Here is a 22755-nt window from a genome sequence, read left to right as displayed (position 1 = left end):
CATGTCGGGTCCCCATTTCGAGGGGCGGTTTCTGGGGGAGGCGCATTGCATGACCAGCGCGGTGCCTCGCGGCCCTGACCCGCATCTATCGCGAGCGCTGGGCCTACAACACGATCCAGCGTCACCAACCAGAGACCAACCGAAGACAGATATGCCTTCACCCGCGCCGCTGGCCATGGGTTGAACCGTCGGCTTGGTGGGGCGCAGATCCTTCCGCGCCCCACCATGTTCACTCAGAGGATGAAGTCGCTGGCGGCGAGGCTCGGGCTGCCTGCCAGTCCAATCTGGAAGTCCGCCGTCCCGTCGCCGTCCACATCGCCCTCCACAACCGAGAACTCCCCCTCACTGATGACGTGCAGCTCGCCCGCCTCACCGGTGAAGTCCTGGGTCCCGATGAAGTCGAAGGCCTGGTCACCGCTTTTACCGGTCAGGGCATCGATCGCGCTGAGGTCGATTCGGTCATGCGGGGTGAAGTCGGTGATGACGTCGCGGTCATCGCCGAAAAGGCTGTCTTTGAAGCTCATGAAGACGAAGAGGTCGTCACCGCCCCCGCCGCTGAGCACGTCCGCCCCAAGACCGCCAGCCAGCAGATCGTTGCCGTTGTTGCCACCGACCGTATCATCGCCATTCCCGCCGGACAGGACGTCGTGATTCGTCCCCCCGGAGAGGGTGTCATCGCCGTCACCGCCGCTGAGATCGTCGGTTCCGCCGCCGCCGCTCAGCACGTCGTCACTCACTCCGCCCTTCAAGACGTCCGCAGCGCCGGTTCCGGCCAGCGTCAGGGCATCGTTGCCCGGCTCGGACGGGGTGGCGGGGGTGGCGCCGACGTCCGTCCCGGTATCCGTATCCGTGTCGGTTCCAGAGTTGGTGTCGCCGCCCGCATCGGCGCCGGGGGCGACATCGGTGCCCGCACCGCTGTCGACTTTCAGGCCATGCTTGCCCACACCCGCATTGCTCGTGACAAGCGCCTTCACCTTGGAGGTGGCCGCCAGAGTGTAGTCATAGGGCGCGTCATAGCTCCCAGTGGACTTACCGTTCTCCGCGCTGGCCTCTCCACTGCCGACCTTGCCCCAGGTGACGTTGGTGAACTCGTTGCCGTTGAGTTCCCAGTAGCCGACCTTGTCGCTGTCGATGCTGACGATCGGGTCCCGCACGTTCTCAAAGACGTTGTTCTCGATAAGCCCGATCGCGCCCATGCGCATGTTGATCGCCGAGGTCGCAACGTCCTTGTAGTAGTTGTCGTATACATGGGCGACGCCGTCGCGGACGCTCGGCGCGCGGGAGCCGATGTTCTCAAAGCTGTTGCCATCGTAGGTGACGTAGCGGGCACCCTCGTCGCTGTCGGAGTAGCCGTTGAGCGAGACCTTATAGTGGTCGCGGAACTCGTTGTTTGAAACGGTGACGTATTCGACCCCGCGCTTCATGTCTAGCAGGCCGTCATAGTAGTCTTTGTCGACGGACATGCTGCTGTAGAATTCGTTGTGGTCGATCCAGATGTTGTTGGATCCGCCCTCAATACCGATGGCGTCCTTGGGGCCGCTGGCCACGTCGTGGATCGAGAGGTTCTGGAAAATCAGATTGGAAGATCCGTCCTTCACCCGGATCCCGATTCCGTCGAACTCCGCGCCACCCGCGGCGCCGATGATCGAGAGATTGCTGACACCGGCAATGTCGATGACGTCGGCGCCGGTGTTGGCGGTAGTGATCTCGCCCTTCACGACGATGGTCAGCGGTGCGTCCGCCGCCTTTTCAATGGCCGCTAGCAGCTCCTTACCGGTTGTCACCGTCACGGTTGCACCACCGGCACCGCCAGTCGTGCCGCCATTCATCGAAGCAAAGCCGTGAACTTTATCTGTAGCCATAAAGAATTCGCCCCCAAAGAATTTCGCGCCGCCACTGAATGCACTTCAGTCGCGCAAGCGTTACCCAGGGGCATGAAACCCAATCAAGAATGCCAGAAGCAGATAGTGTGCTCGGCGTTTACTTCGCCCACCTCGTCAGCATCAAGTGTTATAGTGGAAGACCATATTCCCAGATATCACGTAACTAAACATTTCTACAACGGTGTTGCGGCACGACTGCAACATTACGATCCGGAAAAACACTGGAACTTGAATCGCTGTGCATCATCCCAGCTTCCACCGCGGCGTGGGGCGTTCACGGACGGTGTGTTGTATCCTAGCCACTTGCGGCGCGAACCATGTTGTGGGGCCAAGTCCCGGCGTCCTGACCAGTCCGAGAACGAAGCAAGGAAAGGCGGCTTGAGGCTTGGCGGTCCTAAAGGGGCATGCCGCAGGATATGCGGTGCCTGGCCATGCCAGGCTATGCTTGGCCTATCGTGGCACCCCTGAGTCGAGGGCCGAGGGTAAGGCGCCAGCCAGGAGGGGCGCCCTCGCGTCAAACGTACTCCACATCCTCTTGAATCGCCGATCTGCTCAGCCCCTGGCGCAGCCGGTCGATCTGCACTCGAAGCGCCGCATTTGGCTCGGCTGGCCGCACCCCGTCCTGCCATACGAGTTGGGCAAGTGTCAGAAGCGGCAACGGCTCGGGTCGCGCTGCACTCAGCGCCGCGTAAAGTACGCGGCTCCTATGGGGCATCGCCTGAAGTGGATCCCTCTCGGACAAGTTCATTGCACTCCGGCACAACGTGCCGGAGCAGCGTCAGCGGCTACAGGATCGTCTTTGTATCCATTGCCCGCCCCACAAGCGGTCGCCGGATTCGGAGGTATCACCGACCGGGCCCGCCCTCCCGTCTGAACTCATTGGGCGAAGCCGAGCCAAACTGCCGGGTATGAGGGTCTTGCGGAGAGGACACCGCCCGGACCGGTCGGGACTTCGGTCCGTTCAGAGCACGCAGAGGGAGGGGCGGCGCCATCCCGGATGGTGCCGCCCAACAGGATGCCGCTGCTTCACCCCGGACCTGGATCTCGTGAGAACCGGTCCGGGTCATGCTCCGGCCTTACAGGATGAAGTCGCTTGCCGCCATCGTGTGATAGCCGGTCAGCTGGATCTGGAAGTCAGCCTTGCCGTCGCCGGTCACATCACCCTCGATGAGGGTATTGCCGCCTGACTGGACCGTGTGGAGTTCCCCGGCGGTGTGGGAGAAGGCCTTGTTGCCGATGAAGGAGAAGGCCTGGTCACCGGCGGCATTGGCGCGGGCATCGAGGGCGGACAGGTCGATGACGTCACCGTTCCCAAAGTCGAGGATGAGGTCACGTCCACTGCCAGTCTTGGAGTCGAAGAGGTTGGAGAAGACGAAGGTGTCGTTGCCCGCACCGCCGCTCATCTTGTCGCTCTCAAGGCCGCCGACGAGGCGGTCGTTGCCGTCGCCGCCGATAAGTGTGTCCTTGCCTTCGCCCCCGAGGAGGGTATCGCTGCCGAGCCCGCCGTCGAGGGTGTCCTTACCGGCACCGCCATCCAGGGTGTCACTGTCCGCGCCCCCCGCGAGGGTGTCGTCGCCCTCGCCGCCGAGGAGGGTATCGACGCCAGCGCCGCCGTCGAGCTTGTCCTTGCCTTCACCGCCGGTGAGGGTGTCATTGCCAGCGCCGCCCTTGAGGGTGTCGTTGCCGTTGTCGCCGGTGAGGGTGTCGTTGCCGTTGCCGCCGTCGAGGGTGTCGTCGCCGGTGCCGCCGATGAGCTTGTCATGGCCGTCGCCGCCGGAGATGGCGTCCTTGCCGCCGAGGCCGTCGATGGTGTCGTTGCCGCTCGTGCCGGTTAGGGTGTCAGCGGAGCCAGTGGCCTTGAGGCCGGAGGGAGCATCGGTGCCGCCAGAGCCAGGTTCGGAAGGAGTGGTGGGCGTGCTGGGGGTGGTAACAACTGGGGGTTTGGGGGTGACAGGGGTAGTGGGTGTGGTCGGGACAGTGGGGACCGAAGTGTCCGTGTCGGTCGAGGCGCCGTGCATCCCGGCACCGGCGTTGCTCGTGACCGACGCCTTCACCGTTGAGGCCGCCTCCAGCGTGTACTTGTAAGGCACGGTGTAGTCCGTGGTGGACTTACCGTCAGCGGCGGTGGCCTCGCCACTGCCGACCTTGCCCCAGGTGACGTTGTCGAACACGTTGCCGCTGAGGTTCCAGTAGCCGATTTCGTCGCTGTCTACGCTGACGATAGGGTTGTGGGCGTTCTCGAAGACGTTGTTCTGGATCAGGCCCTCGGCGCCCATGCGCAGGTTGATCGCGGAGACCTCCACGTCCTTGTAGTAGTTTTCATACACATGGACCTCGCCGTCGCGGACGCTGGGCGCGCGGGAGCCGATGTTCTCGAACATGTTGCCGTCGTAGGTGACATAGCGGCCGCCCTGATCGTCATCAGAATAGCCGTTGAGCGAGACCTTGTGGTGGTCCCGGAACACGTTGTTCGAAACGGTGACGTATTCCACGCCGCGCTTCATATCGAGCAGACCGTCGTAGTAGTCCTTGTCGGCGGCCATAGAGCTGTAGAACTCGTTGTGATCCACCCAAATATTGTGGGAGCCGCCCTCGATGCCGAGCGCATCCTTGGGGCCGCTGGCCACGTCGTGGATGACGAGGTTTTGGAAGATCAGGTTGGAGGAGGCGCCCTTCACCTGGAAGCCGATGCCGTCGAATTCGCCGCCGTTCCCGGCTCCGACGATGGAGAGGTTGTGGACGTCGTTGAGTGTGATGACGTCCGCGCCGGTGTTGGCGGTGGTGATCTCACCCTTTACGACGATGGTCAGCGGCGAGTCCGCCGCCTTCTCGATGGCCGCGAGAAGTTCCTTTCCGGTCATAACGGTAACGATTGCGCCGCCCGCGCCGCCGGTGGTGCCGCCATTCATGGAGGCAAAGCCGTGAACCTGATCGGTCATGGTGAAATCAGTCCCCATTTGGCGCGGAACCGGCCGCGCGATGCTTAGCGGTGAGGGCCGTAGCCCGATTCGCCGTTGAACTGAATAATCCCCAAGTAGACCTGGCGAGCATGTACTTTGTGGCCAGAAATATATCTGGCCGCATTACATTCGCTTCAGGGACTTATTTGAGGGATAGTCATCAACGCTGCTGGGATTCTGAGTATCAGCCACAGCGACCCTGCCGCAACTCAAATCACACTTTATCGTGAGGCGACGCCTAGATCGCGAAAAGTTGATGATTGCAACCGCAGGTTTTAGGAATAAAGGCGCAGGTTTACATGCCCGCAATATAATTCCTGGCGTGATTGGGCGTGTCGACCGCTCGCCGGGCTTGTCAGCCGCAAGCTGCTGCCTTGCGCCAAGAGGCACTTCGGCGTGGTAGAAATGCTGGAAGCCCCAGGCCCACGGCGCGAGCGGCCGTCTCTCGTCAGGCGCTCTCAGAGTGCCAGGGCACCTCGTCAGGATGCTTCTGACGGAATGTGCGGTGCACAGGTGTGCGCTAGCTGCGGGAGCGCGGTGTGCGGGCATGTTCCGCACGGCCAGATTCGCAGCTCTGGGCGGAATGGGCCGAGGAACCCGCTTCATGGACGGGGTGAATGCAGGGCTCTGGTAGGTCTAGGTTCCGATCTCGGGTCCCGTGCTGTTTGGCGGGGGAGATCCTGGGCGGGCCTGCTGCAACCTAGAGAAGTTCTCGCCCGGCGCGCCCATCGCCGCCGTGAGCCCAGTCCATTTAGATCGGGTTCTCGAGCACCATCTAATACTTCATGGAGCGCACCCTGCGGCATATGACCATCGGCGACCTTTCCCGGTGGACGGGGGTCAAGCCAGCAACCATCAGGTGGTACGAGGTCGAGGGATGGCTTCCTCCCCCCGCTCGAACCGAGGGTGGCCACCGGGCTTACGGGGATACTCATGTCCGGCGACTGGGTTTCATCCGCCATTCCCGCGAGCTCGGCTTTTCCATGGCCGACATCCGGTTGCTGGATCTGGCGGACCAGCCCTGAGATGACTGCTCGGCGGCACACGCCATCGCCACTGCGCAGATCGCTGAGGTTGACGCCCGGATGAGAAGGCTGGAGCTGGAGCGGATGGCTCGTAACTGCGCGGGCGGCCATGCCGGGGAATGCCGCATCATCGAGACGCTGGCCGACTTCGGGCACGGGCACTGCGCGGACCCAGCCCATGGATATGGGGAAAACGCCTCCCACGGGGGCTGATGCGTTGTCAGCTCGAGGCGGCCCGGTCGCGCACGACGTGATCAAATGACGCGGGCGCCGCGCTGCCGGATCCCGCGCTCCGGCGCAGGTGTATGGCCGCGGCTGGACTCGAAAGTTCGTTCCGCAGTGCCCTCTCCACGCGCTCCACGATAACATGAGCCTCGCCAAGCGGGCGGTTGCCGGGCAGGACGATGTGGCATTCCACGCAGGCGACCCCCCGACCTGACCTACGCACAGGTTATGGGCCTCAATAGCGCCCACCGTCCGCGCGGAGATGAGTCCGCGCAGCCGGGCGGGCGCCGCCGAGCAGGCCACGGCGACGTTCACGATGCTCTGCAGCGCCCGAGTAGAGCGCGACGCCGCTCGTAACCCGCTAGGCGCAAACCTGGCCACCAGCACCACTTCGCCGAGGGCGATGCTGTAGAGCCCGAAGCGAACCGTCCGGGTCAAGCAGGCGCCGGAGTGTCGCCGAAGTCAGGCGAAGAACAGGTGCTAAAGCGGGATGCCCCAGACCTGTCGCTATGAGGCTGAGCCCGATCCATCCCGCAGCCCAGGTGTTACCGACCCGGCGGCCCACCCGCATGCCCTTCCAATGCTTTCTGTCGTTGAACGCTGAGCCTTTCCTGCTGTTCAGCGGCACCTACTCGTAAGGTAGTTCGCCATGCAGCCCTGCCATCAGGTCGCCGTCCAACTTTGAAAAGGGGATTTCGACATATTGGCTCGGGTGGCGTGGCCGCGCCGGTTCATCACCCGGAGCGTTCCTGGTGTGTCCCTGCACCATCGAACCGTCCTGCTTCCGATACGGCAGCACGATGATGCGGCCATGGTTCTTGGACACGATGGTCCCCTCGAGCCACAGGCTGTCCCCTCTTTGGGCGTCCTTGGCGCGCCCGATCCGCTTCACGTCCCAGCGGAGCGCCTCCTCCTCGTACCAAAACACCACGTCACCCCAAAGGAAGGCTCGCTTGCCGTCCCGGATGGCTTCGTCCAGGAGGCGACGAACGCTTGCCAACTCCAGCAACTCGTTGGCCCGAGGCTTCAGGATCTTGCGGATGGCTGCCTTGGTGGCTCCCCAGTTCGCCTCCGCGTTGAAGCCGAACCCCTCGGCGATCTGAGCGCGACGGGCGAACTCCGAAGCGCGAGCTGACGGCCGGGCCCACGGCTTCTGCTTTCCCTCTGCGTCGGGTTCCCAGATCGCGCCGTCGGCCGACAGGTAAATCCGCGGCGGCCACACTCCTGTGCAGTACACCCGTCTGAGGTAGGGCATCGCCCGAGTGGCCGCCACCACCCGCTCCAGGTGGTCGGGCCTGCCGCCAGCAACCAGGATGTGCTCCGGCGGGACGCGCGGTGAATCCTTATGCCGAGCAATGGCCGCTGCCCGCATCAAGACCTCCTCGCTGAGCAGGCGCCCGCGTCGGAGCGCAGCCTTATCCTGCTTCAGGCGCTCCGACTCAGTCCGCTCAATGACTTCGTTCGCCACACGAGCCGCGGCAGCGGCGGCCGCCTCTGTCGCGTAGCGGGCGATACTGCCACGTCCCCGGGAGAAGCGGTCGCGGGAATACCGCCAGCCTTGCTCGCCGCTGTCATACTCGACCAACTCGTTAACAACCCAGAACTCGCGGGAGGGGTGCTGGAGCGCCTCAGCCCGCAACGTCCTGCTCCACCTCAGCCCGCGCTCACGCGCCTGCTTGGCACCGATCAAGCCTCTGCTCCCGCCTTCAGCCTTGGAGTTGGAAATTCGATCCGTCTCGTCGACGGGCGTTCGATCCACGATACCTAGCTGGCCTGATGGGGCAGACCCTCGGGATCGAGCATTTTATCAGGGATGGGAGCCAGGAACAGCAAGCTGCCTGTGCAGGGAGCTATTGCCCGGGGTGACCTCCGCGCCGCCTAGGCCGCGGCGGACTCCACCGCAGCAAGGCACGGTCCGCCGCGGGGTAGCCTGCCCGGCCATTTCTGCATCGGCATGGAAGAATGGTCTGTTAGCGGGGCACCCAAAACAACAACGTCGGCACGGGTGTCATGGTGCCGGACCAACCAGGATCGGCAAGAATGCGAGTTCAGGCAGGACGGAAGTGCGAGCTGCAGGGCTACATCAAGCCAGTTCTCGGGCCGTGCGGAGCGTCCTGGGTCCGATCCGCCGGGTTCTCGGCACTGGCACCATCGACCCAGAACTGCTGAGCGCCGCCGAGCGGCTCCAGTGCAAGGGCTACTTTTGTCGCCGCGAGGAGAGCAGGACCATCCGGACGATGACCCTTAAGGGCACCTCGATCAAGGGTATGGTCCGCAGCACCGGCCGCAGCCGCAAGCTCGTCCGGGACGTGTGCTCCGCCACACCGAGGACGAGGTCTTCCGCGGCCGAACCAGCAGCCTCGAACCATGGCTCGCCTCACTCGAGGTGGCGGATCCGGCGGCTGCCGCAATGGGGCGGAACTCTCGCGTCGGCTACGGGCCCAAGGCTTTGGCGGCAGCCCGCGGGTGGTGGGCGAGTGGGCCACCCGCCGGCGACGCAGCGAACGTGCTGGCGGCGCCACCGCGAGCCGGTTGCCCCCGGCGCGGATCATCGCCCGCACGATGCTGACCGGCCGCGACCACCCTTCGTGGAGCGACGCGGTGATGGTGGGCGCCATCGAGCACTCTACCAGCGCTCGACGTGAAGGCCGAGCTGCTGCCGGACGATAAGCTCCGCGAGATCGGAGCCCTGCGGTCCGTTGGGACGGTCGTCATGGTGGGCGATGGCATCCACGACGCCCCTGCCCTGGCTGCGGCCTCGGCCGGTGTCGCCATGGGCGGCGGCACCGACGTCGCGCTGGAGACTGCCGACGCCGCCGTGCTGAAGGATCGTGTCTCGGGGGTGGCGGAACTCGTCAGCCTTGCCCGCTCCACCATGGCGAACGTGAAGGCGAACGTGACCATCGCGGTCGGCCTGAAGGCGGTCCTCCTTATCAGGACGCTATTGAGCGTGACGGGCCTGTGGCCCGCCATCCTGGCGGACACCGGGGCGACCCTGCTGGTGACGCTGAACGCCCTACGCCTGCTCGCCTGGAAGCCTACCCGATGAGCCGGGCCAACCCATTGCCGACCACGGGCTGAGCTTCCGTGGCCCCTGGCATGCGGGGTCGCTTTGGCGGTCACGGCATGGCTGCTGACCCGGGTGCGGCGAACCCGTCGCGCACTGACACCACGACCCTCTGCCTCGTTGTCTGCGGCGCAGCAGGCAACGTGACAGGCCTTTGCCAAGGCGCCAGGACGGACTTCATGGAGGTTCGCTGCACGAGCTGGTCCTCGCGCCGCTCGATGGCAGCTTTCTCTGGTGCATCGCCGGAAGGCGGCCAGGCTGCTTTCGTGAAGGGTTTCGGATGCCGCAGGCGTCCGAAAGTCGCCGAGGAACGAACCCGCGGTCCGGTGGCGCTCGGTATGGGGATTTAGCGGATGGCCGGGGCTGGGCAGGTCAGCTGCGCGAGGGTGATGGGCAGGCTGCGGCGGTGATGCCGGGAGCCGATGTTGTGTTTCGCGCCGGGTTCTGACGCACGATCACCGCCGCGACGCGCATGTTGAGGCCCTTCGGGTGGGTGATGGTCGAGGGTCATCATCGACCGCAGCAGGGCTGCGATCCTGGAGTGGCGCAGGCCGTGCCGGATCACGGCGAACCTCGTCCGGGTGAGCAGGCGGGCCACGGCGGTGCGCGTGGCTGGGCGGTGCGCTCGAAGGTCTCGAGGATGAGCATGCGGCCGCCACAGCAAGGACAGGGCGGCCGATGATCCGTGGGCTCGGGTGCCACGTCCGGCTCAGGCGGTTGTGGCGGTACCGCGAGGAGTTCGCGGGCCCGGGCAAGGTTGTCGCGACGGCTGCCGCTGGCGAGCAGGCCGTAGTGGCGGATGCGGTGAAAGCCCCGTGGCAGAACGTGCAACAGGAACCGGCGGATGAACTCGTCGGCCTGGAGCGTCATGACCTGGTGCCGCTCGGCGCCCTCGCGGCGGTAGTCCTTGTATCGGAAGGTCACCCCGCGCTCGTCGAGCGCGAGCAGCCGGCGGTTGGAGATGGCGACCCGGTGCGTGTAGCGCGACAGGTAGGCGAGCACCGCCGCGGGGCCCGCAAACGGCGGCTTGGCGTAGACGATCCAGGGCTTTTTGCGGGTCGGCGCCAGGTGGCGCAGGAAAGCCGGTCGTTCGGCGAGGCCAGCCTGGGTGCCGGAGAACCGCAGCCGGCCTGCGTCGAACAGCTGGACCAGCCGGGTCAGGAACAGGCGGCGGAACAGCTTGCCGAGCACACGCACGGGCAGCAGGAACGCGGGCCGGGACGAGACCCAGCGCCGGCCATCGGGCGAGATGCCGCCGCCGGGCACGATCATGTGGACGTGGGGGTGGTGGGTCAGCGCCGAGCCCCAGCTGTGCAGCACGGCGGTGATGCCGATGCGGGCGCCGAGGTGGCGCGGGTCGGTGGCGATGGTGAGCATGGTCTCGGAGGCCGCGCGGAACAGCAGGTCATAGACCGCTGCCTTGTTCTGGGCCGCGATGTCGGCGACCTCGGCGGGCAGGCTGAACACGACGTGGAAATAGCCGACCGGCAGCAGGTCGGCCTCCCGGGCAGCCAGCCACTCGCGCGCGGCGGCACCCTGGCACTTCGGGCAGTGCCGGTTGCGGCAGCTGTTGTAGGCGATCCGGCGATGGCCGCAGTTCTGGCAGCCCTCGACGTGGCCGCCCAGGGCGGCGGTGCGGCAGGCCTCGATGGCCGCCATGACCTTGAGCTGGCCGAGGCTGAGATGGCCGGCATGGGCCGCCCGAAAGGCGGGACCGTGTCGGCGCAGGATGTCGGCGAGCTCGAGCGGGGCGCGCAAGGCGGTCAGCCGCCGGGACTGGCTCCGGATCCAACGGTCTCCCGGGGCTCGATGCGGGCCATGACCCTGTCGAGCGGGCTGGTGACGGTGCGGACCGTCCTCGTCGCGACGCGGGTGTAGAGGGCGGTGTTCTCCAGCTTGGCATGGCCGAGCAGGGCCTGGATGACGCGGATGTCGACGCCGTCCTCGAGCAGGTGGGTGGCAAAGCTGTGCCGCAGCGTGTGCGGGCTGACGTGCTTGGTCAGGTCGGCCGCGACCGCTGCCGCCTCGACCACGCGGCCGAGCTGGCGAGTGGTGATGGGCCTGGCCGGGTCCTGGCCGGGGAACAGCCAGCCGCCGGGACGCATGACGCCCTCTCGCCGCCCCTCCTGCCACCAGGCCCGGAGCAGGGCAAGCAAGGCCGGCGAGAGCAGGGCCTGGCGCCCCCGGCCTCCCTTGCCGCGCTCGACGACGATCAGCATGCGCCGGCTGTCGATGTCGCCGACCTTGAGCGACGCCACCTCGGCCACGCGCAGGCCGGCACCATAGGCCACCGAGAGCGCGGCCCGGTGCTTGAGGCAGGTCGTGGCCGCGATCAGGCGCGCGGCCTCGTCAGGGCTGAGCACGACCGGGAGCTTGCGCGGGTAGCGGAGCCGGATCAGCTTGCGGGCCAGGTCCGGCCGGTCGAGCGTGTGGTTGAAGAAGAAGCGCAGGGCCGCCACGGTGCTGTTCATGGCCGGCGCATGCAGGCCCTGCTTGGACTGCCGGATCTGGAACCGCCGGATGTCCTCGGCCGTCGCTGTGCCGGGCGAGCGCTCCAGGAAAGCGGCAAAGCCCGCGACAGTGCGGAGGTAATCCTTGCAGGTCTTATCGGTGAACCCGCGCACGGCCATGTCAGCGACGAAGCGCTCACGCAGGCTGCCGGAGGTGGCGGGAGGGAGGTGGGGCATGGGGAGCTCCTCGAGATCGGGGAGCTCCCAGCGTCGGCTCGGGCCTGGGCCCGCTCAATTCATGCCCGTCTATCGGCGCGGCATCGCGTCAGTGCAAACAGGACCAATCCCGCGATAGCGGGTTCGTTCCTCGGCCAAACTCGGCCGTCCGGACTGTGAACAGCGGAGTTCGCACTGAGGCAGGGGCGGCGTTAGCCTGTCAGGGCTGGAGAACGGCAGGCCGGCGAAGCCGGCCGGGAAGGCAGGGCGGTTGGTCGCGAGCCGTTAGGCCGCTTCGGCGCGAGGTGAAGGCTCAGCAGCCCGCACCAGTAGCGGATGCGCCGCCATGAAGGCCGCCAGGGCTTCCAGCCACGCTGCCACGTCGCTGGGATCGTCGTCACAGCGCCGCGTGTCCTAGGGGCGGTTCAGTGGGCGGGCGAAGCCCCGTTGCGGCATGTCCAGCAGCGCCAGCACCCGCAGAAGCAGTTGGACATCATCACGTCTCCGTGTTGTCATCCTCTGCGCTGCCGCCTCGCCAGCCCGGCGGCCACGGCGCCGCGGCGTGCGCTTCCGCGACGCGGCGCAATGCCGCCGCCTCGTCGTCGGACAGTGGGCGGATGCCGCGGGGGTAGCGCACCCACTCCCCTCGGTCGCACCCCATCTTGTCGGAGAACTCGCGCAGTTCGGGCGACAGTGGCGCATGGACCGCGGCCAGCCCTTCCAGCCAAGCCCCGAAGTCGTCGCGGATTTGGTGCCGCCCGTTAGCCATCTGCCGCACCGCGGCTTGCCCGACGTTCAACCGTCGCGCCCAGCACGGGGGCGAAGCCCTCGCGTCGCAGGCCTGCAATTACCTCCGCGGTCGGGATGTAGGCGTAACGCGCGGAGCGGGACGAATGGGCCTCGGTCGCAAAAGCGGACGGGGCGAGCTGCATCAGCTCGCTGTCAGACAGCGGGCTGGCGCCCATGGAGGCGTGGGTGGAACCGAAGGAACGGGAAGCACGGAAGAAGGTCATTGGGAGCGCCTTGCTCTAACCGCCGAAGCGAAGCGCCTCAGCTGAAAGGGACATTACCCCTTACCTCTTCCCGGGTCAATATTTTTAAATTAAAAAACTAAGTTAATAGTAACAGATCCGTGATTTCGCCTGTTGCGGTGGCGCCGGGCCGCTACGTGGCCGGCGCGTTCTCGTCCCTGGCAGCAATGCTGGCCGCGATCATGCTAGCGATGATGGCTTGCGGCGTGATGTTGCGGCCCGTCTCAACCGAGCGGCGGGCGCTTTCCTTCGTGAGCGCGAGCAGGTGCGCGCGTGGGATGCGGAGCGTCAGTTGCGCCATGTCGCCGCCGGCTGGGCGGCCAGGGCGGCGCTTGACCGGGGTGCCACTGGCCGCCGTGTCTGGGCTGGGGCTGTTCGACATGCTGGATTCCTGGGGAACGCCCATGATGGTTGTTCAATTAAAAAAGTAATCAAACACGACACGTCTTGGATGGGAAGGTGGGAGCAGAGGCGGCAGCCCTGGTGGACAAGCTGGGGAAACGGGGTGGCTGCCGGTCAAGCCTCTTAGCAGCTGGAAAGAAAAAGACGCCAAGCGCCAGGTCGCATGACGCAAAGGCGCAAAGGCGCAAAGGCGCATGCCGTAAAGACACAGGAGCCGTACCGTTGAAGGGCCTGAAGAGCACTAGGCCGGCGCCGGCCATTTCCCCGTTGAGATGCTACGGGCGGCTGTCAAGGCCGCACTGCAGCAGCCGCCGGCTATCGTCCAGCGTCAGGGCGACGACAAGCCGGCTGTCCTGTCGGTCCGGATGACCGAAGGCACTTTGGAAGCCCTGGCCCGCTTCGCGATCGCCAAGGGACACGACGCAGCGGCGCGTGATTGCGGAGGCACTGGCGAAGCATGGCGTGCAGGTGTCCAGCCACGACCTTGAGGAACGGCCCCAGCCCAGGCGCCGCGGCCGGGGCTGACCGTCAAGCCGTCCGCGCTCAGCTCTCATAAGACGCAAGGCACCTTTGCGCTTGTCAGTCACAATCATTCCACATTCGAGGGATGTGGGCCCGCAGCCTGAGGCAGAGCGCCCCGATAGTCCCACCCCAGATCATGCCGAGGGGTTCCCAGAGCGGTTGCCCGGCGTCGAGTGCGGAGCGGACCCCCAAGAGTCCTCCGAAGGCGCACGCGATGACGAGAGGGCCCAGCACGGCCAGCAGGCCCCTCGCCGGTCCCCGCGCCAGGTAGAGCAGCGGGGCCAGCAGCAGCCAAGCAGCGGTGCCAAGTGCGGAGCCCGCTCCGCGAATTACCCGCCGGAGAAGCGTTGCCATCAGGAGCGCGGCGCAGCCGGCGCCGCCGGGGGCGGCGCCTCGTCCAGCCATAGCGGCACGGCGCAGGCACGCCGGCCGGCGGCGTCGGCCCAAACCGCCCGCCCCTCGCAGCGTGCCAATAGACGCACGAGGTCATTGCGACGGATGGCGTCGGCCCAGACCCGCGCCGAGGCCGATCCGTCCGACAGCGCGGCGCGGATGATGCTCGTGGCCTCGCGCACTTCCGCTGTCTCCGTGGATCTTCCCCACAGGTAGCCGCCGCCAAGCGCCCCCAGCAGCAGTACCGCTGCTCCGAAGCCCGACAGCACGGCCAAGCGCCGGGACTGCGCGCCGGCCTGGCGCACGAAGTCGGCTCGGCACGCCTGCACGAGCTGGCGCGTCATCTCCGCCCGCGCCGAGGCGTCCATCGGCTGTCGGCTGGCCTCCGCGTGGTCCAGCACCTCGCCCATGGCGCCGAGGCTGGCCCCGAAAGCGTCGAGGACCGGGCCGAGCGGATCGCCTTCAAGCTGCGCCTTCGAGGCCGCGAGGCGCAGATCGGCGCGCGCGCGGCCAATGGCCGCGCGCGGGTCGGAAGGCGCCGCGGCCGTCGCGCTCACGGGATCCACGAGCGGATCGGCAGCAGGGCCGCAGCCATGTCCGCCATCCACTTGCGGACGCGCGAGCGGTCGAAGGGGCCGAGAATGGCGCCGGGCTGGTCGGCCGGGGCCTGGCCGTCGCGGGCCTGGCCGAAGCGGAGCCGCTTGCCTTCGATCTCGGCCGCAACGCCCGCATCCAGCCGCGGCATCCAGATCGGAACCGCCCCGCGGTCTACGGCGGCCCGGAAGGCGCTGTGCCGCAGCACGCGGGCGAAGGCGTCCTCGCGCGGCACCGTGGGATCGGCCAGACCGGCGTTGAGGATCAGCGCCGTGGCCTTGGGCTGGAAGCCCTGCGCCTCGTAGCCGGCCAACACGCTCAGATCATCGACGCGCGGGGACAGGGTGTAGATCGCGACCGGATGCACGCCGGCCTCCTCCAGACTGCCGGCCAGGTCGGGCACGTCCTCCAGGAGCTTGCCCATACTCAGGTCACCGCCGCCCATGTCGAGCAGGGCGCTTTGCTTCTCGGCCATGACGAAGCCGAGCAGTTCTTCCGCCCAGCGGGCGACGCCGGTGGGATCGGTCGTGTCGGGCTGCGCCACGTCGTTGACGAAGGTGGCGAGCGACCGGTTCTGCGGATCGAGTGCCGCGGCGATGGGCGCAGGCTTCCCCGGGCGGGCCTCCTCCAAGATGTAGCGCAGCAGCGTGGTCTTGCCGCTGCGGCCCGGCCCCATGACGAACAGCGCCTTGGGACCGTCACCCAGGTCCACGGCCGGGACGATGGGCAGGACCGCAGCGGCGGCATCGCGAGAGCGGGCGGCCGGTCCGACCGGGATCTCCTTCTCGCCCTCGATGGAGCGGGCGCGGCCGAACAGGCGGGGGCTGGGTGTGGGGGAGGGGTCGGGCTGGGGCGCGGCGGTCGGGGCGTTCTTCATGGCTGGTACTCTGGTCATTTCAGGGACGCCGGCTTGAACCGGGGAGGCGGCTTCGGATCGAAGGCGCCTTCGGCCGGATTAAAGGCTGGGCGAGCTGGTGGGGGAGGAGGTGCCGCCACGGCGGCAGGAGGCGCGACGGGCGGCGGAGGCGTTGGGGCGGCTGTGGGAGCGGTTGCGGGCGTGCGGGAAGCTCCAGCCTTCGCCGTGGCCATTTCCGCCTTGGACCGTCGCCGTCGCTGTCCCTTAGCGTTCAGGGCGCCTGTGACGCGGTGGTAGGCCCGGCGCACCGCTTCCGTTTTTGGCGGCTCGCCGTTGGCATCACGGATGCCCAGCTCGGCCAGGGTGCGGGCAATGCTGTCCCAACTCGGCCGAACCGTGTTCATCCGCTCGGTGATCAAGGCGTGGTGCTGGCGCATCCAGCCGAGCAGGGGGGAGCGGCCCGAGAGCTGGCCGAATGCCTCCTGCGCCGTCTTGGTCGCGGGTGGGGTGGAAGGGTCCGCCAAGCCGGTCATCCGTAGTTGCAACTGCTCGGAATCTTGGCCCAAGGGAGCCCATAGGTGCAACCCCGCGTTCCCAATTAGATACGTATAAGGCACAGGTTCGACACCGCTAAGAGACGTCTAAGACACATAAAAGGGACATTGAAGCCACATTGAAGGGACAAAGGCGAACAGGAATAGACAGAATTGCCTCCCGAGGAGACGAGGGAGGCACAAGGAAGAGACAAGTAGGACACAAGAGACGGGAGGAGGGGAGTAGAGAAGGTCACTACAGACCATTGCACCCTAGAAGGTGCTGGTCTCATCCCCGTTGGAGATGTTTAGGTCGTGTCCGGCCACTGAAGTCGAGGACGCCGCTTTGTCAGACGCCATCACCGCCGAGCTAACCCGCCTCCGGGACACCGTTGAAACGTTGACCCAGGGGTTGCGGATGATGGTGGAGACGCAGGCAACCCATACCGAGATGCTGCAGGCGATCATGGAAGCGGCGACCGAGGAAGCCGGCGAGAGCCCCCTGCCGGGGCTGCTGACGCAGATCGTGCAGCGCCTGGACGAGCAGACCGAGGTCCTTCACCGCATCGAGGCTGCTGCCAGCGGTAGGTCGGTGGACGATGACGAGAGCCCTGCCGGCCAGCGGCCGGGGCTGGCGTCGCCGCAGTAGCAGGTCCGTCTGGTGCTGACCTTTCGCAAGGGCGCAGCCACCACCGTCGCAGGCGGCGCACGGGCCATGGCCGATCACCTGATGGAGGAGACGCTATCGCCCGAGGCCGTGGCGATGGGCGACTATTACACCCGGAACCGGGCGGCCGAGCTGGGGGCCGGGAAGGGACCGGACGGCGAGCCGGGACCGGAAGCGCCGCGCCGAGGCACCCGGCCGCAGCCGCGGCGGGACATGCATCCCGGCCTGGCATCGGCGCTGGGGATCGACCCGCACGGCATCCCGACCGTCGAACAGGTGAGCCAGATCCTCGCCGGCCGGCGCGCGGACGGGGGCGAGCTGGTGACGAACGAGGCCGCGACCACGCGCAGCGTCAGCTACATCGACCTGTGCTTCTCCGCCCCCAAGAGCGTCAGCCTGGCATGGGCCTTTGCTCCGACTGAGGCCGAGCGGGCGACCATTCTCCAGGCGCACCGCGACGCGGTGGACACCTCCCTGCGCTACGTGTCCCGCGAGATCGGCCAAGTCCGTCGCGGCAAGGCCGGCATGGGCGGCACCGAGGCCGGGCACGTCGCGTGGATTGGCTTCGAGCACTTCACGGCGCGGGCGACCGCCGAGGTGAAGCGGCCCGACCCCAAGACCGGCGAGGTGACGACTGAGCTGCACACCCTACGGCCCGATCGTGACCCCTCCGGGGCCGGCGACCCGCAGCTCCACACTCATTGCGCGGTGCCCAACCTGGTCCTGACGGATGGCGGGCACCTTGGCGCTCTGGACCTCAAGGCCGCCCACGGGCGCATCCACGAGTTCGGCGCATTCTACCAGGCGCAGATCGCCGCGAACCTGCGGCGCGTCGGGGTAGCGGTTGAGCTGGAGGAACGCACCGGCATGGCCAGGCTACCAGCCATCTCGGAGGCGGTCTGCGAGGCATTCAGCAAACGCACCCGCGACGGCACCGAGGCGGCGCGGGCGGAGGCAGCCAAGCGCGGCCTCGATTGGGACGCCATGACGCCGGACATGCAGGTAGACTTCCTCAAGGGCGGCACGAAGGCGGCCCGCAAGAACAAGGAGGACGACCTCAGCGACTTCGCCGCCTGGCGCGGCCAGGCCGCGGCAATCGGCTGGGAGCACCGTAGCGTCGTGGTGCCGCGACGCCGTGGCGCCGAGGCGCCACGGGAGCAGAGCCGGGCCGCCCGCCTGGAAGCCGCCTACGAAGCGGCGTTGCCCTTCCTCGAAGCCGAGTTCTCCCGCGCCTCGGTCCTCAACGGGGCGGATCTGCGGGCCGCGGCGGCCCGCGCCCTGATTGCCGCCGGCATCACGCCGGGCGCGGAGGGCGGGCGGGCGGACGTGGACGCCCTGACGCGGGCCATGCGCGAGCGCGGGGTGCGTCAGGACGGCCAGCTCACGGGGCTAGTGTGGGGCCGCGAAGGTGAGCGCGACGAGGTGCGGGTGACGACGGCACTGCACGTCGCCCAGGAGGGCGAGGCCGTGGCGCTGGCCAAGGCTGCCGCGGCGGATCGCGGCCGCGCCCTGTCCCCCGCCGCCTTGGCCGCCGCGGTGGAGCGCAGTGGCTTGGACTTTGGTGACGACCACGGGAAGGCCCAGCACGCGGCGATGCTGCGCCTCGGCACGGGTGGCGCCGTGGGCGTGGCGGTGGGCGTGGCCGGGTCGGGCAAGACCGCCCTGCTGCGCCCGCTGGTGGATGCCTGGAAGGCCCAGGGGGATCAGGTCCTCGGCGTGGCGATCGCCTGGCGCCAGGCCGAGCCGCTGAAGGAGGCCGGAGTAGGGGACGTCGCAGCGCTGACGGGCTTCCTGCATGGGGTTCGTGCCGGTCGCCTCTCGGTCGGGCCGCAGACGGTGGTGGTGGTGGACGAGCTGGGGCAGGTGGGCGCCCGGCAAATGCTGGAACTGCTGCGGCTGCGTGCGGAACACGGCTTCCGCATCGTCGCCGTGGGCGACGACAAGCAATGCCAGGGCATTGAGGCCGGGCCGGTAGTCAACCTCATGCGCCGGGCGCTGGGCGCCGAGGCGGTGCCTGAGATCCTGACTACACGCCGGCAGCGCACGGAGCGGGAGCGCGAGATCGCCGGGCTGTTCCGCGACGGCAAGGCGACCGAGGCGCTGGCCATGAAGCGCGCGGATGGCACGGCCGAGGCGGTGCCGGGCGGCTACGACGACGCCGTGCGCCGGGTGGCCGAGCTGTGGCGGCAGCGGCGCGAGGCGAATGCCGGGGACGCCGGGTTCACGATCAGCGTCACGGCGCCGACCAACGCCGATGCCCGCGCCGTGGCCCTGGCTCTGCGTGAGGAACGTCGGGCCATGGGCGAGCTGGGGGCGGACGTGTTCACCGTTCGGGCCACCGACCAGGCCGGGGCCACCTACAATCTCACCTTGGCACCCGGTGACCGCGTGCGGCTGTTCGACCGCCTCAACGCCCGGTTCCTCGACGGCGGCCGAGGCAACATCGGCAACAACGGCAGCGTGCTCGAGGTTCGCGATGTGAACGCGGAGGGGATCGTGCTGCGGACGGCCGCAGGCCGCGACGGCGCGGTGTCGTGGGAGAGCCTGGCGGACAAAAAGAGCGGACGCACGCGCTTGGCGCCGGGCGACGTGCTGACCATCGACGCGGCGCAGGGGATCACCAGCCGCGAGCACATCAACGCCATGCCGGCCGGCTCCGCGGGGGTGCAGGGTTTTAAGGGCTACACGGCCGAGAGCCGGCACAAGGATTCCGCCTGGCTCATCACGTCGGACGGGGCAGAGCGTCGCGAGGTGATGGTGCGCCGGGCGCTGGGCGATGTGCGCCCCGTCACCGCGGCGGACGTATGGGAGAACGTGGCGCGGAACCTGGCGCGGCAGCCGGCGAAGGCGTCGGCGCTCGACTTCATGGACCGTGCCCGCGACATCGGCCGTACCGCGGCGCATGCCATGCAGGCCGGGTTTCGGCGGGCAGAGGCGCGGGAAGCGGCCGGCGAGCCGCGGGCGACACTGGGGGCGCAGCTCCGCGAACGGCGCGATGGCCGGGTGCTGGGCCAAGCGGTGGAGCGGCTGCAGCGGGCGCTCGATGCCCGCTGGCAGGCGGTGCGCGAGCTGGCCGACCGGCTGCGGCGGGCCGGCGGGACCGTCCTGCAGGACAGTGAGCGCGAGGAACGCCGGCCGGCCGAGAGCGAGGTCAAGGCGGTACGCGACCGCGCGGCGGACAACCAGGCGCGCAGCCGGGCGGCGACAGAGCGGCACCGGGCGTCCCAGCCGAAGCAGGCCGATCAGGCGCAGCCGGTAAACGCAGCGGCCTACTGGCGGCGCACGGCGGTGGGAAAGGACGGGTCGCTACGACCGAGCGTGCGGCGAGCAGCGCAGCGCAGGCGCGAGGAGGGCGCCGTGGCAGCCGTCGCGGATCGCTTGGCGCTAGCCCTGGACGAGCGCGGGGCGGTGCTGGCCGGGATGGGGCGGGGCAGGGGTCAGAGGCCCGCCCAGGCGGCCCAGGAGCCGCGCCAGGGCCGCGACGAGGCGCAGGCCCCCGCCCGCCCGGTAGAGCTCACCCAGGCCGCCCCCACGCCCGCGCCTGCCCTGCGAGCTGCCGCAGCTCTGGGGCGGCGCGCGGCGCCGCGCTTCACCGAGGCCGACGCCGCGGGGGACTTCGCCGTGGCTCTGCACCGGGCTGGGTTACGCGTCGCTGGGCCGGTGGAGATGAACGGCAAGATGCACCGGGTTCCCGTGGAGGGGGACCGGAAGGGGCAGAAGTCGGGAACTTACATCGGTCATCTGGACGGGTGGCCGGCCGGCTACATCCGCAACCACAAGACCGGAGCCGAGATCCGCTGGAAGGCGGAGCGGCCCGTGGTGCAGATGGCGCCGGCCGAGCGGGCGGCGTTCGCGGCCGAGGCGGCAGTCAGGTCCGCAGATCGGGCGCGGGAGCGTCACGCAACCCAGGAGCGGGTGGCAAAAATGGCGCACCGGCTCTGGGCCGCGGCGGTGCCGGCGACCTCGCACCCCTACCTCGCGGCGAAGGGGGTGCAGGCGCACGGGCTGCGGCAGGACCGGCGCGGCCGGCTGCTGGTGCCGGTACAGGGGGTGGACGGGCGGCTTTGGGGGGTGCAGCGGGTGGACGTGGACGGGTCCAAGCTGTTCCTGAAAGGCGCCAGGACCGAGGGCGGGCACGCACTGATAGGCGGGCGCCCAAGGCCGGGCGTGCCGCTGCTGGTAGCCGAGGGCTACGCCACGGGGGCGACGCTGCACGAGGCGACCGGCCTGCCGGTGGCCGTCGCCTTTAACGCCGGGAACTTAGCTGCCGTAGCGAAGGCGTACCGGGCGGCCGATCCGTCGCGGCCCATCATCATCGCGGGCGACAACGACCACCACCTACCGACGCGGTCGGTGCCGCTACCGAACGTGGGGAAGGAGAAGGCCGAGGCTGCTGCGGTGGCAGTGGGCGGTGTCGCCGTTCTGCCATCCTTCCCGGCTGGCGACCGGGGTAGCGACTGGAACGACCTAGCGCGGCATCAGGGGCATCAGCCCGTCACTGCGGCGGTGCGGAGTGCACTGGATCAACTACAAAGGGTGGCGGCGGATCGGCTTGAGCTGACCGCCGCGGGGAGTAGGAGAGAGGCGCAGGAAGTGCGCCCACGTGGCCCGCGCATGTGACCGCCGAGAATGATTGGTTTGCAGAAGTTGGCTGGTTGTGCAGTACTAGCTGGTGCACCTTTAAAAGCGGACATTCAGAGTTTATCATCCGAAGGGAGCAGCTGGCGTCCGGCAGCGTTTAGCCGGGGACTGTCCGTCCGCTTCCCTAAGCAATAGGTGGAACGTGGGCGTGGCTCTGACAGGTGATTTCGGAATCTGTCGAGCTTATTGGATCGTGGTAAGGATGAGTTAAAGCCGCTTTTCCATTCCCAACGGGGACACTTTGCTGGCTTGAACGCCCTGATTGCTCAACGCCAATGTCCTTCACGTTCCTCAAGCATCTCCTCATCCCTGATGCAGAGGATGGTTACTATTTCTCCGTCGGCGACCTTGAAGGACTGCTCCTGAACCTCGTACCGCTGGGCCTCTGGCCGATCGAACCACGCCTCGGCTCCGATTTTCCTGGGAAATGCCTGCTCAGCGCCGTGTCCGTGGAGCAGGTCGAAGGCGAAGCTCTCTGCGTCCAGCTCTGAACGCGGAAACCAACGCGAAGGCACATCCGGTGACTTGGTAAACCACCTCCTACCGCGGAGCCCATGGCAGACGAGCATCGAAGGGCTGTGCCCGGCTTCCACTAGCCGGATAGCAGTGGCCGACAAGCTTGCGCCGAAACGACCAGCCAACTCCCGCAGCACCTTCACCGTGAGCTGAGGCTGGCGGCGCGCCAAGGGCGTCAGGAGGTAAGGAGGGAGCAGAAGGTCCGCAGCGAAGCGGTTTGCCGACCTCTCGATGTCCTGTGCCCCCCTTTTGTCTCCGATGTCCTCGCAGCGGCAGAGCAGGGTCTTGCCGCGGTGGAAGTGCCAATGCCCGAGTTCGTGGGCCACCGAGAACCGCTTCCGCTGCGGGATGGGACGTTCGTCGACAGTGATGATCGCCTTGTCGCCGACTCCGACGATGCGTGCCTCGCAGCCGTCCAGCTCCCGGTACTTCACCTTTACAACGCCCATTTGCCAAGCAATCGCGTCGAGGTCGATCTCCTCCGGCTCGGTAACCCCGAGGTATAGGAGCACCTTTTCGGCCGGTGAAAGCGCATTCAACGTTCTTTTCCTTCGTCCTCGAGGAGAGCATTAAGTTCGGCGAAATCCTCCTCGACACCTTTCAGATCGCGTTCGGATTGTTTCCCGCCATTGCGCGCCGCCATCGTCAGCTTGCGGGCGTTGCCTGCGTCATTCGCCACGCGGCTCGCAAAGGCGCCTCCCTGCAGCTGTGGAATGCGCCCGCGAGGCGCTGTGGAACGATACTCGGCAGCCGCCGCCTTCGCGGCCGCCATCC

The 22755-nt window shown here is 67.6% G+C and carries 19 protein-coding genes; 5 read left to right on the top strand and 14 right to left on the bottom strand.

The annotated features are described in order from the left end of the window. Positions 1–233: 233 nt before the first annotated feature. Positions 234–1862: a pectate lyase family protein gene (locus ACO1BU_RS19805; RefSeq protein WP_424137691.1), complete on the bottom strand. Its 1629-nt coding sequence runs from the start codon at positions 1860–1862 to the stop codon at positions 234–236. A 1097-nt stretch (positions 1863–2959) separates the two neighbouring features. Then, a complete protein-coding gene (locus ACO1BU_RS19800; RefSeq protein ID WP_424137690.1) occupies positions 2960–4822 on the bottom strand; it encodes a pectate lyase family protein in 1863 nt (620 codons plus the stop codon). An 806-nt stretch (positions 4823–5628) separates the two neighbouring features. Here ACO1BU_RS19800 and ACO1BU_RS19795 point away from each other — a divergent pair. Next, positions 5629–5868: a MerR family transcriptional regulator gene (locus ACO1BU_RS19795; RefSeq protein WP_424137689.1), complete on the top strand. Its 240-nt coding sequence runs from the start codon at positions 5629–5631 to the stop codon at positions 5866–5868. Positions 5869–5928: 60 nt separating this feature from the next. After that, on the top strand, positions 5929–6081 hold the full coding sequence (locus ACO1BU_RS19790; protein WP_424137688.1) for a MerR family transcriptional regulator: 153 nt from the start codon (positions 5929–5931) through the stop codon (positions 6079–6081). Positions 6082–6088: 7 nt separating this feature from the next. Here the strand turns inward: ACO1BU_RS19790 and ACO1BU_RS19785 are convergent, their stop codons facing one another. After that, on the bottom strand, positions 6089–6316 hold the full coding sequence (locus ACO1BU_RS19785; protein WP_424137687.1) for a cation transporter dimerization domain-containing protein: 228 nt from the start codon (positions 6314–6316) through the stop codon (positions 6089–6091). 405 nt (positions 6317–6721) lie between these two features. Continuing rightward, complete coding sequence (locus tag ACO1BU_RS19780; RefSeq protein WP_424137686.1) at positions 6722–7783, bottom strand: hypothetical protein; 1062 nt, start codon at positions 7781–7783, stop codon at positions 6722–6724. 951 nt (positions 7784–8734) lie between these two features. Here ACO1BU_RS19780 and ACO1BU_RS19775 point away from each other — a divergent pair. Beyond that, positions 8735–9142 (top strand): hypothetical protein, encoded by a 408-nt coding sequence (locus ACO1BU_RS19775; protein ID WP_481133224.1) that lies wholly within the window; start codon positions 8735–8737, stop codon positions 9140–9142. 579 nt (positions 9143–9721) lie between these two features. Here ACO1BU_RS19775 and ACO1BU_RS19770 read toward each other — a convergent pair. From ACO1BU_RS19770 to ACO1BU_RS19735, 8 genes are all read right to left on the bottom strand, one after another. Next, the gene (locus tag ACO1BU_RS19770) at positions 9722–10918 is read right to left on the bottom strand and encodes an IS91 family transposase (protein ID WP_424137685.1); all 1197 of its coding nucleotides are present in this window, start codon (positions 10916–10918) and stop codon (positions 9722–9724) included. 5 nt (positions 10919–10923) lie between these two features. Beyond that, positions 10924–11847: a tyrosine-type recombinase/integrase gene (locus ACO1BU_RS19765; protein WP_424137684.1), complete on the bottom strand. Its 924-nt coding sequence runs from the start codon at positions 11845–11847 to the stop codon at positions 10924–10926. Between the two features lie 475 nt (positions 11848–12322). Then, positions 12323–12595: a hypothetical protein gene (locus ACO1BU_RS19760; protein ID WP_424137683.1), complete on the bottom strand. Its 273-nt coding sequence runs from the start codon at positions 12593–12595 to the stop codon at positions 12323–12325. After that, positions 12588–12839 carry a hypothetical protein gene (locus tag ACO1BU_RS19755; protein WP_424137682.1) on the bottom strand — a complete coding sequence of 84 codons (252 nt, stop codon included), beginning with the start codon at positions 12837–12839 and terminating at the stop codon, positions 12588–12590. The genes ACO1BU_RS19760 and ACO1BU_RS19755 overlap by 8 nt, the downstream gene beginning before the upstream one ends. Before the next feature lie 151 nt (positions 12840–12990). Then, a complete protein-coding gene (locus ACO1BU_RS19750) occupies positions 12991–13239 on the bottom strand; it encodes a hypothetical protein (RefSeq protein WP_424137681.1) in 249 nt (82 codons plus the stop codon). A gap of 895 nt (positions 13240–14134) precedes the next feature. After that, the gene (locus tag ACO1BU_RS19745; RefSeq protein ID WP_424137680.1) at positions 14135–14731 is read right to left on the bottom strand and encodes a hypothetical protein; all 597 of its coding nucleotides are present in this window, start codon (positions 14729–14731) and stop codon (positions 14135–14137) included. Continuing rightward, entirely contained in the window at positions 14728–15645 is a 918-nt protein-coding gene (locus ACO1BU_RS19740; protein WP_424137679.1) for a DEAD/DEAH box helicase family protein, read from the bottom strand. The genes ACO1BU_RS19745 and ACO1BU_RS19740 overlap by 4 nt, the downstream gene beginning before the upstream one ends. 14 nt (positions 15646–15659) lie before the next feature. After that, positions 15660–16157, bottom strand: a complete 498-nt coding sequence (locus ACO1BU_RS19735; protein ID WP_424137678.1) for a hypothetical protein — start codon at positions 16155–16157, stop codon at positions 15660–15662. Positions 16158–16503: 346 nt separating this feature from the next. Between ACO1BU_RS19735 and ACO1BU_RS19730 the strand changes: the two genes are divergently transcribed. Further along, complete coding sequence (locus tag ACO1BU_RS19730; protein WP_424137677.1) at positions 16504–16806, top strand: hypothetical protein; 303 nt, start codon at positions 16504–16506, stop codon at positions 16804–16806. Positions 16807–16818: 12 nt separating this feature from the next. Beyond that, positions 16819–21444, top strand: a complete 4626-nt coding sequence (gene mobF, locus ACO1BU_RS19725; RefSeq protein ID WP_424137676.1) for a MobF family relaxase — start codon at positions 16819–16821, stop codon at positions 21442–21444. A 287-nt stretch (positions 21445–21731) separates the two neighbouring features. Here the strand turns inward: mobF and ACO1BU_RS19720 are convergent, their stop codons facing one another. Together ACO1BU_RS19720 and ACO1BU_RS19715 are read right to left on the bottom strand one after the other, a co-directional pair. Next, positions 21732–22520, bottom strand: a complete 789-nt coding sequence (locus ACO1BU_RS19720; RefSeq protein ID WP_424137675.1) for an ImmA/IrrE family metallo-endopeptidase — start codon at positions 22518–22520, stop codon at positions 21732–21734. Beyond that, positions 22517–22755 (bottom strand): hypothetical protein (locus ACO1BU_RS19715; RefSeq protein ID WP_424137674.1); only part of this gene is annotated, 239 nt, incomplete at its 5' end. The genes ACO1BU_RS19720 and ACO1BU_RS19715, both read right to left, overlap by 4 nt.

Source organism: Roseomonas chloroacetimidivorans (assembly GCF_049629625.1).
Lineage (GTDB): Bacteria > Pseudomonadota > Alphaproteobacteria > Acetobacterales > Acetobacteraceae > Roseomonas > Roseomonas chloroacetimidivorans.
This window is presented reverse-complemented; position numbering and strand designations above follow the sequence as displayed.

Coding starts and splice junctions, on each gene's coding strand:
- ACO1BU_RS19805 (WP_424137691.1), bottom strand. CDS start 1,862: ATGGCTACAGATAAAGTTCACGGCTTTGCTTCGATGAATGGCGGCACG.
- ACO1BU_RS19750 (WP_424137681.1), bottom strand. CDS start 13,239: ATGTCGAACAGCCCCAGCCCAGACACGGCGGCCAGTGGCACCCCGGTC.
- ACO1BU_RS19735 (WP_424137678.1), bottom strand. CDS start 16,157: ATGACCGGCTTGGCGGACCCTTCCACCCCACCCGCGACCAAGACGGCG.
- ACO1BU_RS19755 (WP_424137682.1), bottom strand. CDS start 12,839: ATGACCTTCTTCCGTGCTTCCCGTTCCTTCGGTTCCACCCACGCCTCC.
- ACO1BU_RS19790 (WP_424137688.1), top strand. CDS start 5,929: ATGAGAAGGCTGGAGCTGGAGCGGATGGCTCGTAACTGCGCGGGCGGC.
- ACO1BU_RS19760 (WP_424137683.1), bottom strand. CDS start 12,595: ATGGCTAACGGGCGGCACCAAATCCGCGACGACTTCGGGGCTTGGCTG.
- ACO1BU_RS19795 (WP_424137689.1), top strand. CDS start 5,629: ATGGAGCGCACCCTGCGGCATATGACCATCGGCGACCTTTCCCGGTGG.
- ACO1BU_RS19800 (WP_424137690.1), bottom strand. CDS start 4,822: ATGACCGATCAGGTTCACGGCTTTGCCTCCATGAATGGCGGCACCACC.
- ACO1BU_RS19740 (WP_424137679.1), bottom strand. CDS start 15,645: ATGAAGAACGCCCCGACCGCCGCGCCCCAGCCCGACCCCTCCCCCACA.
- ACO1BU_RS19765 (WP_424137684.1), bottom strand. CDS start 11,847: ATGCCCCACCTCCCTCCCGCCACCTCCGGCAGCCTGCGTGAGCGCTTC.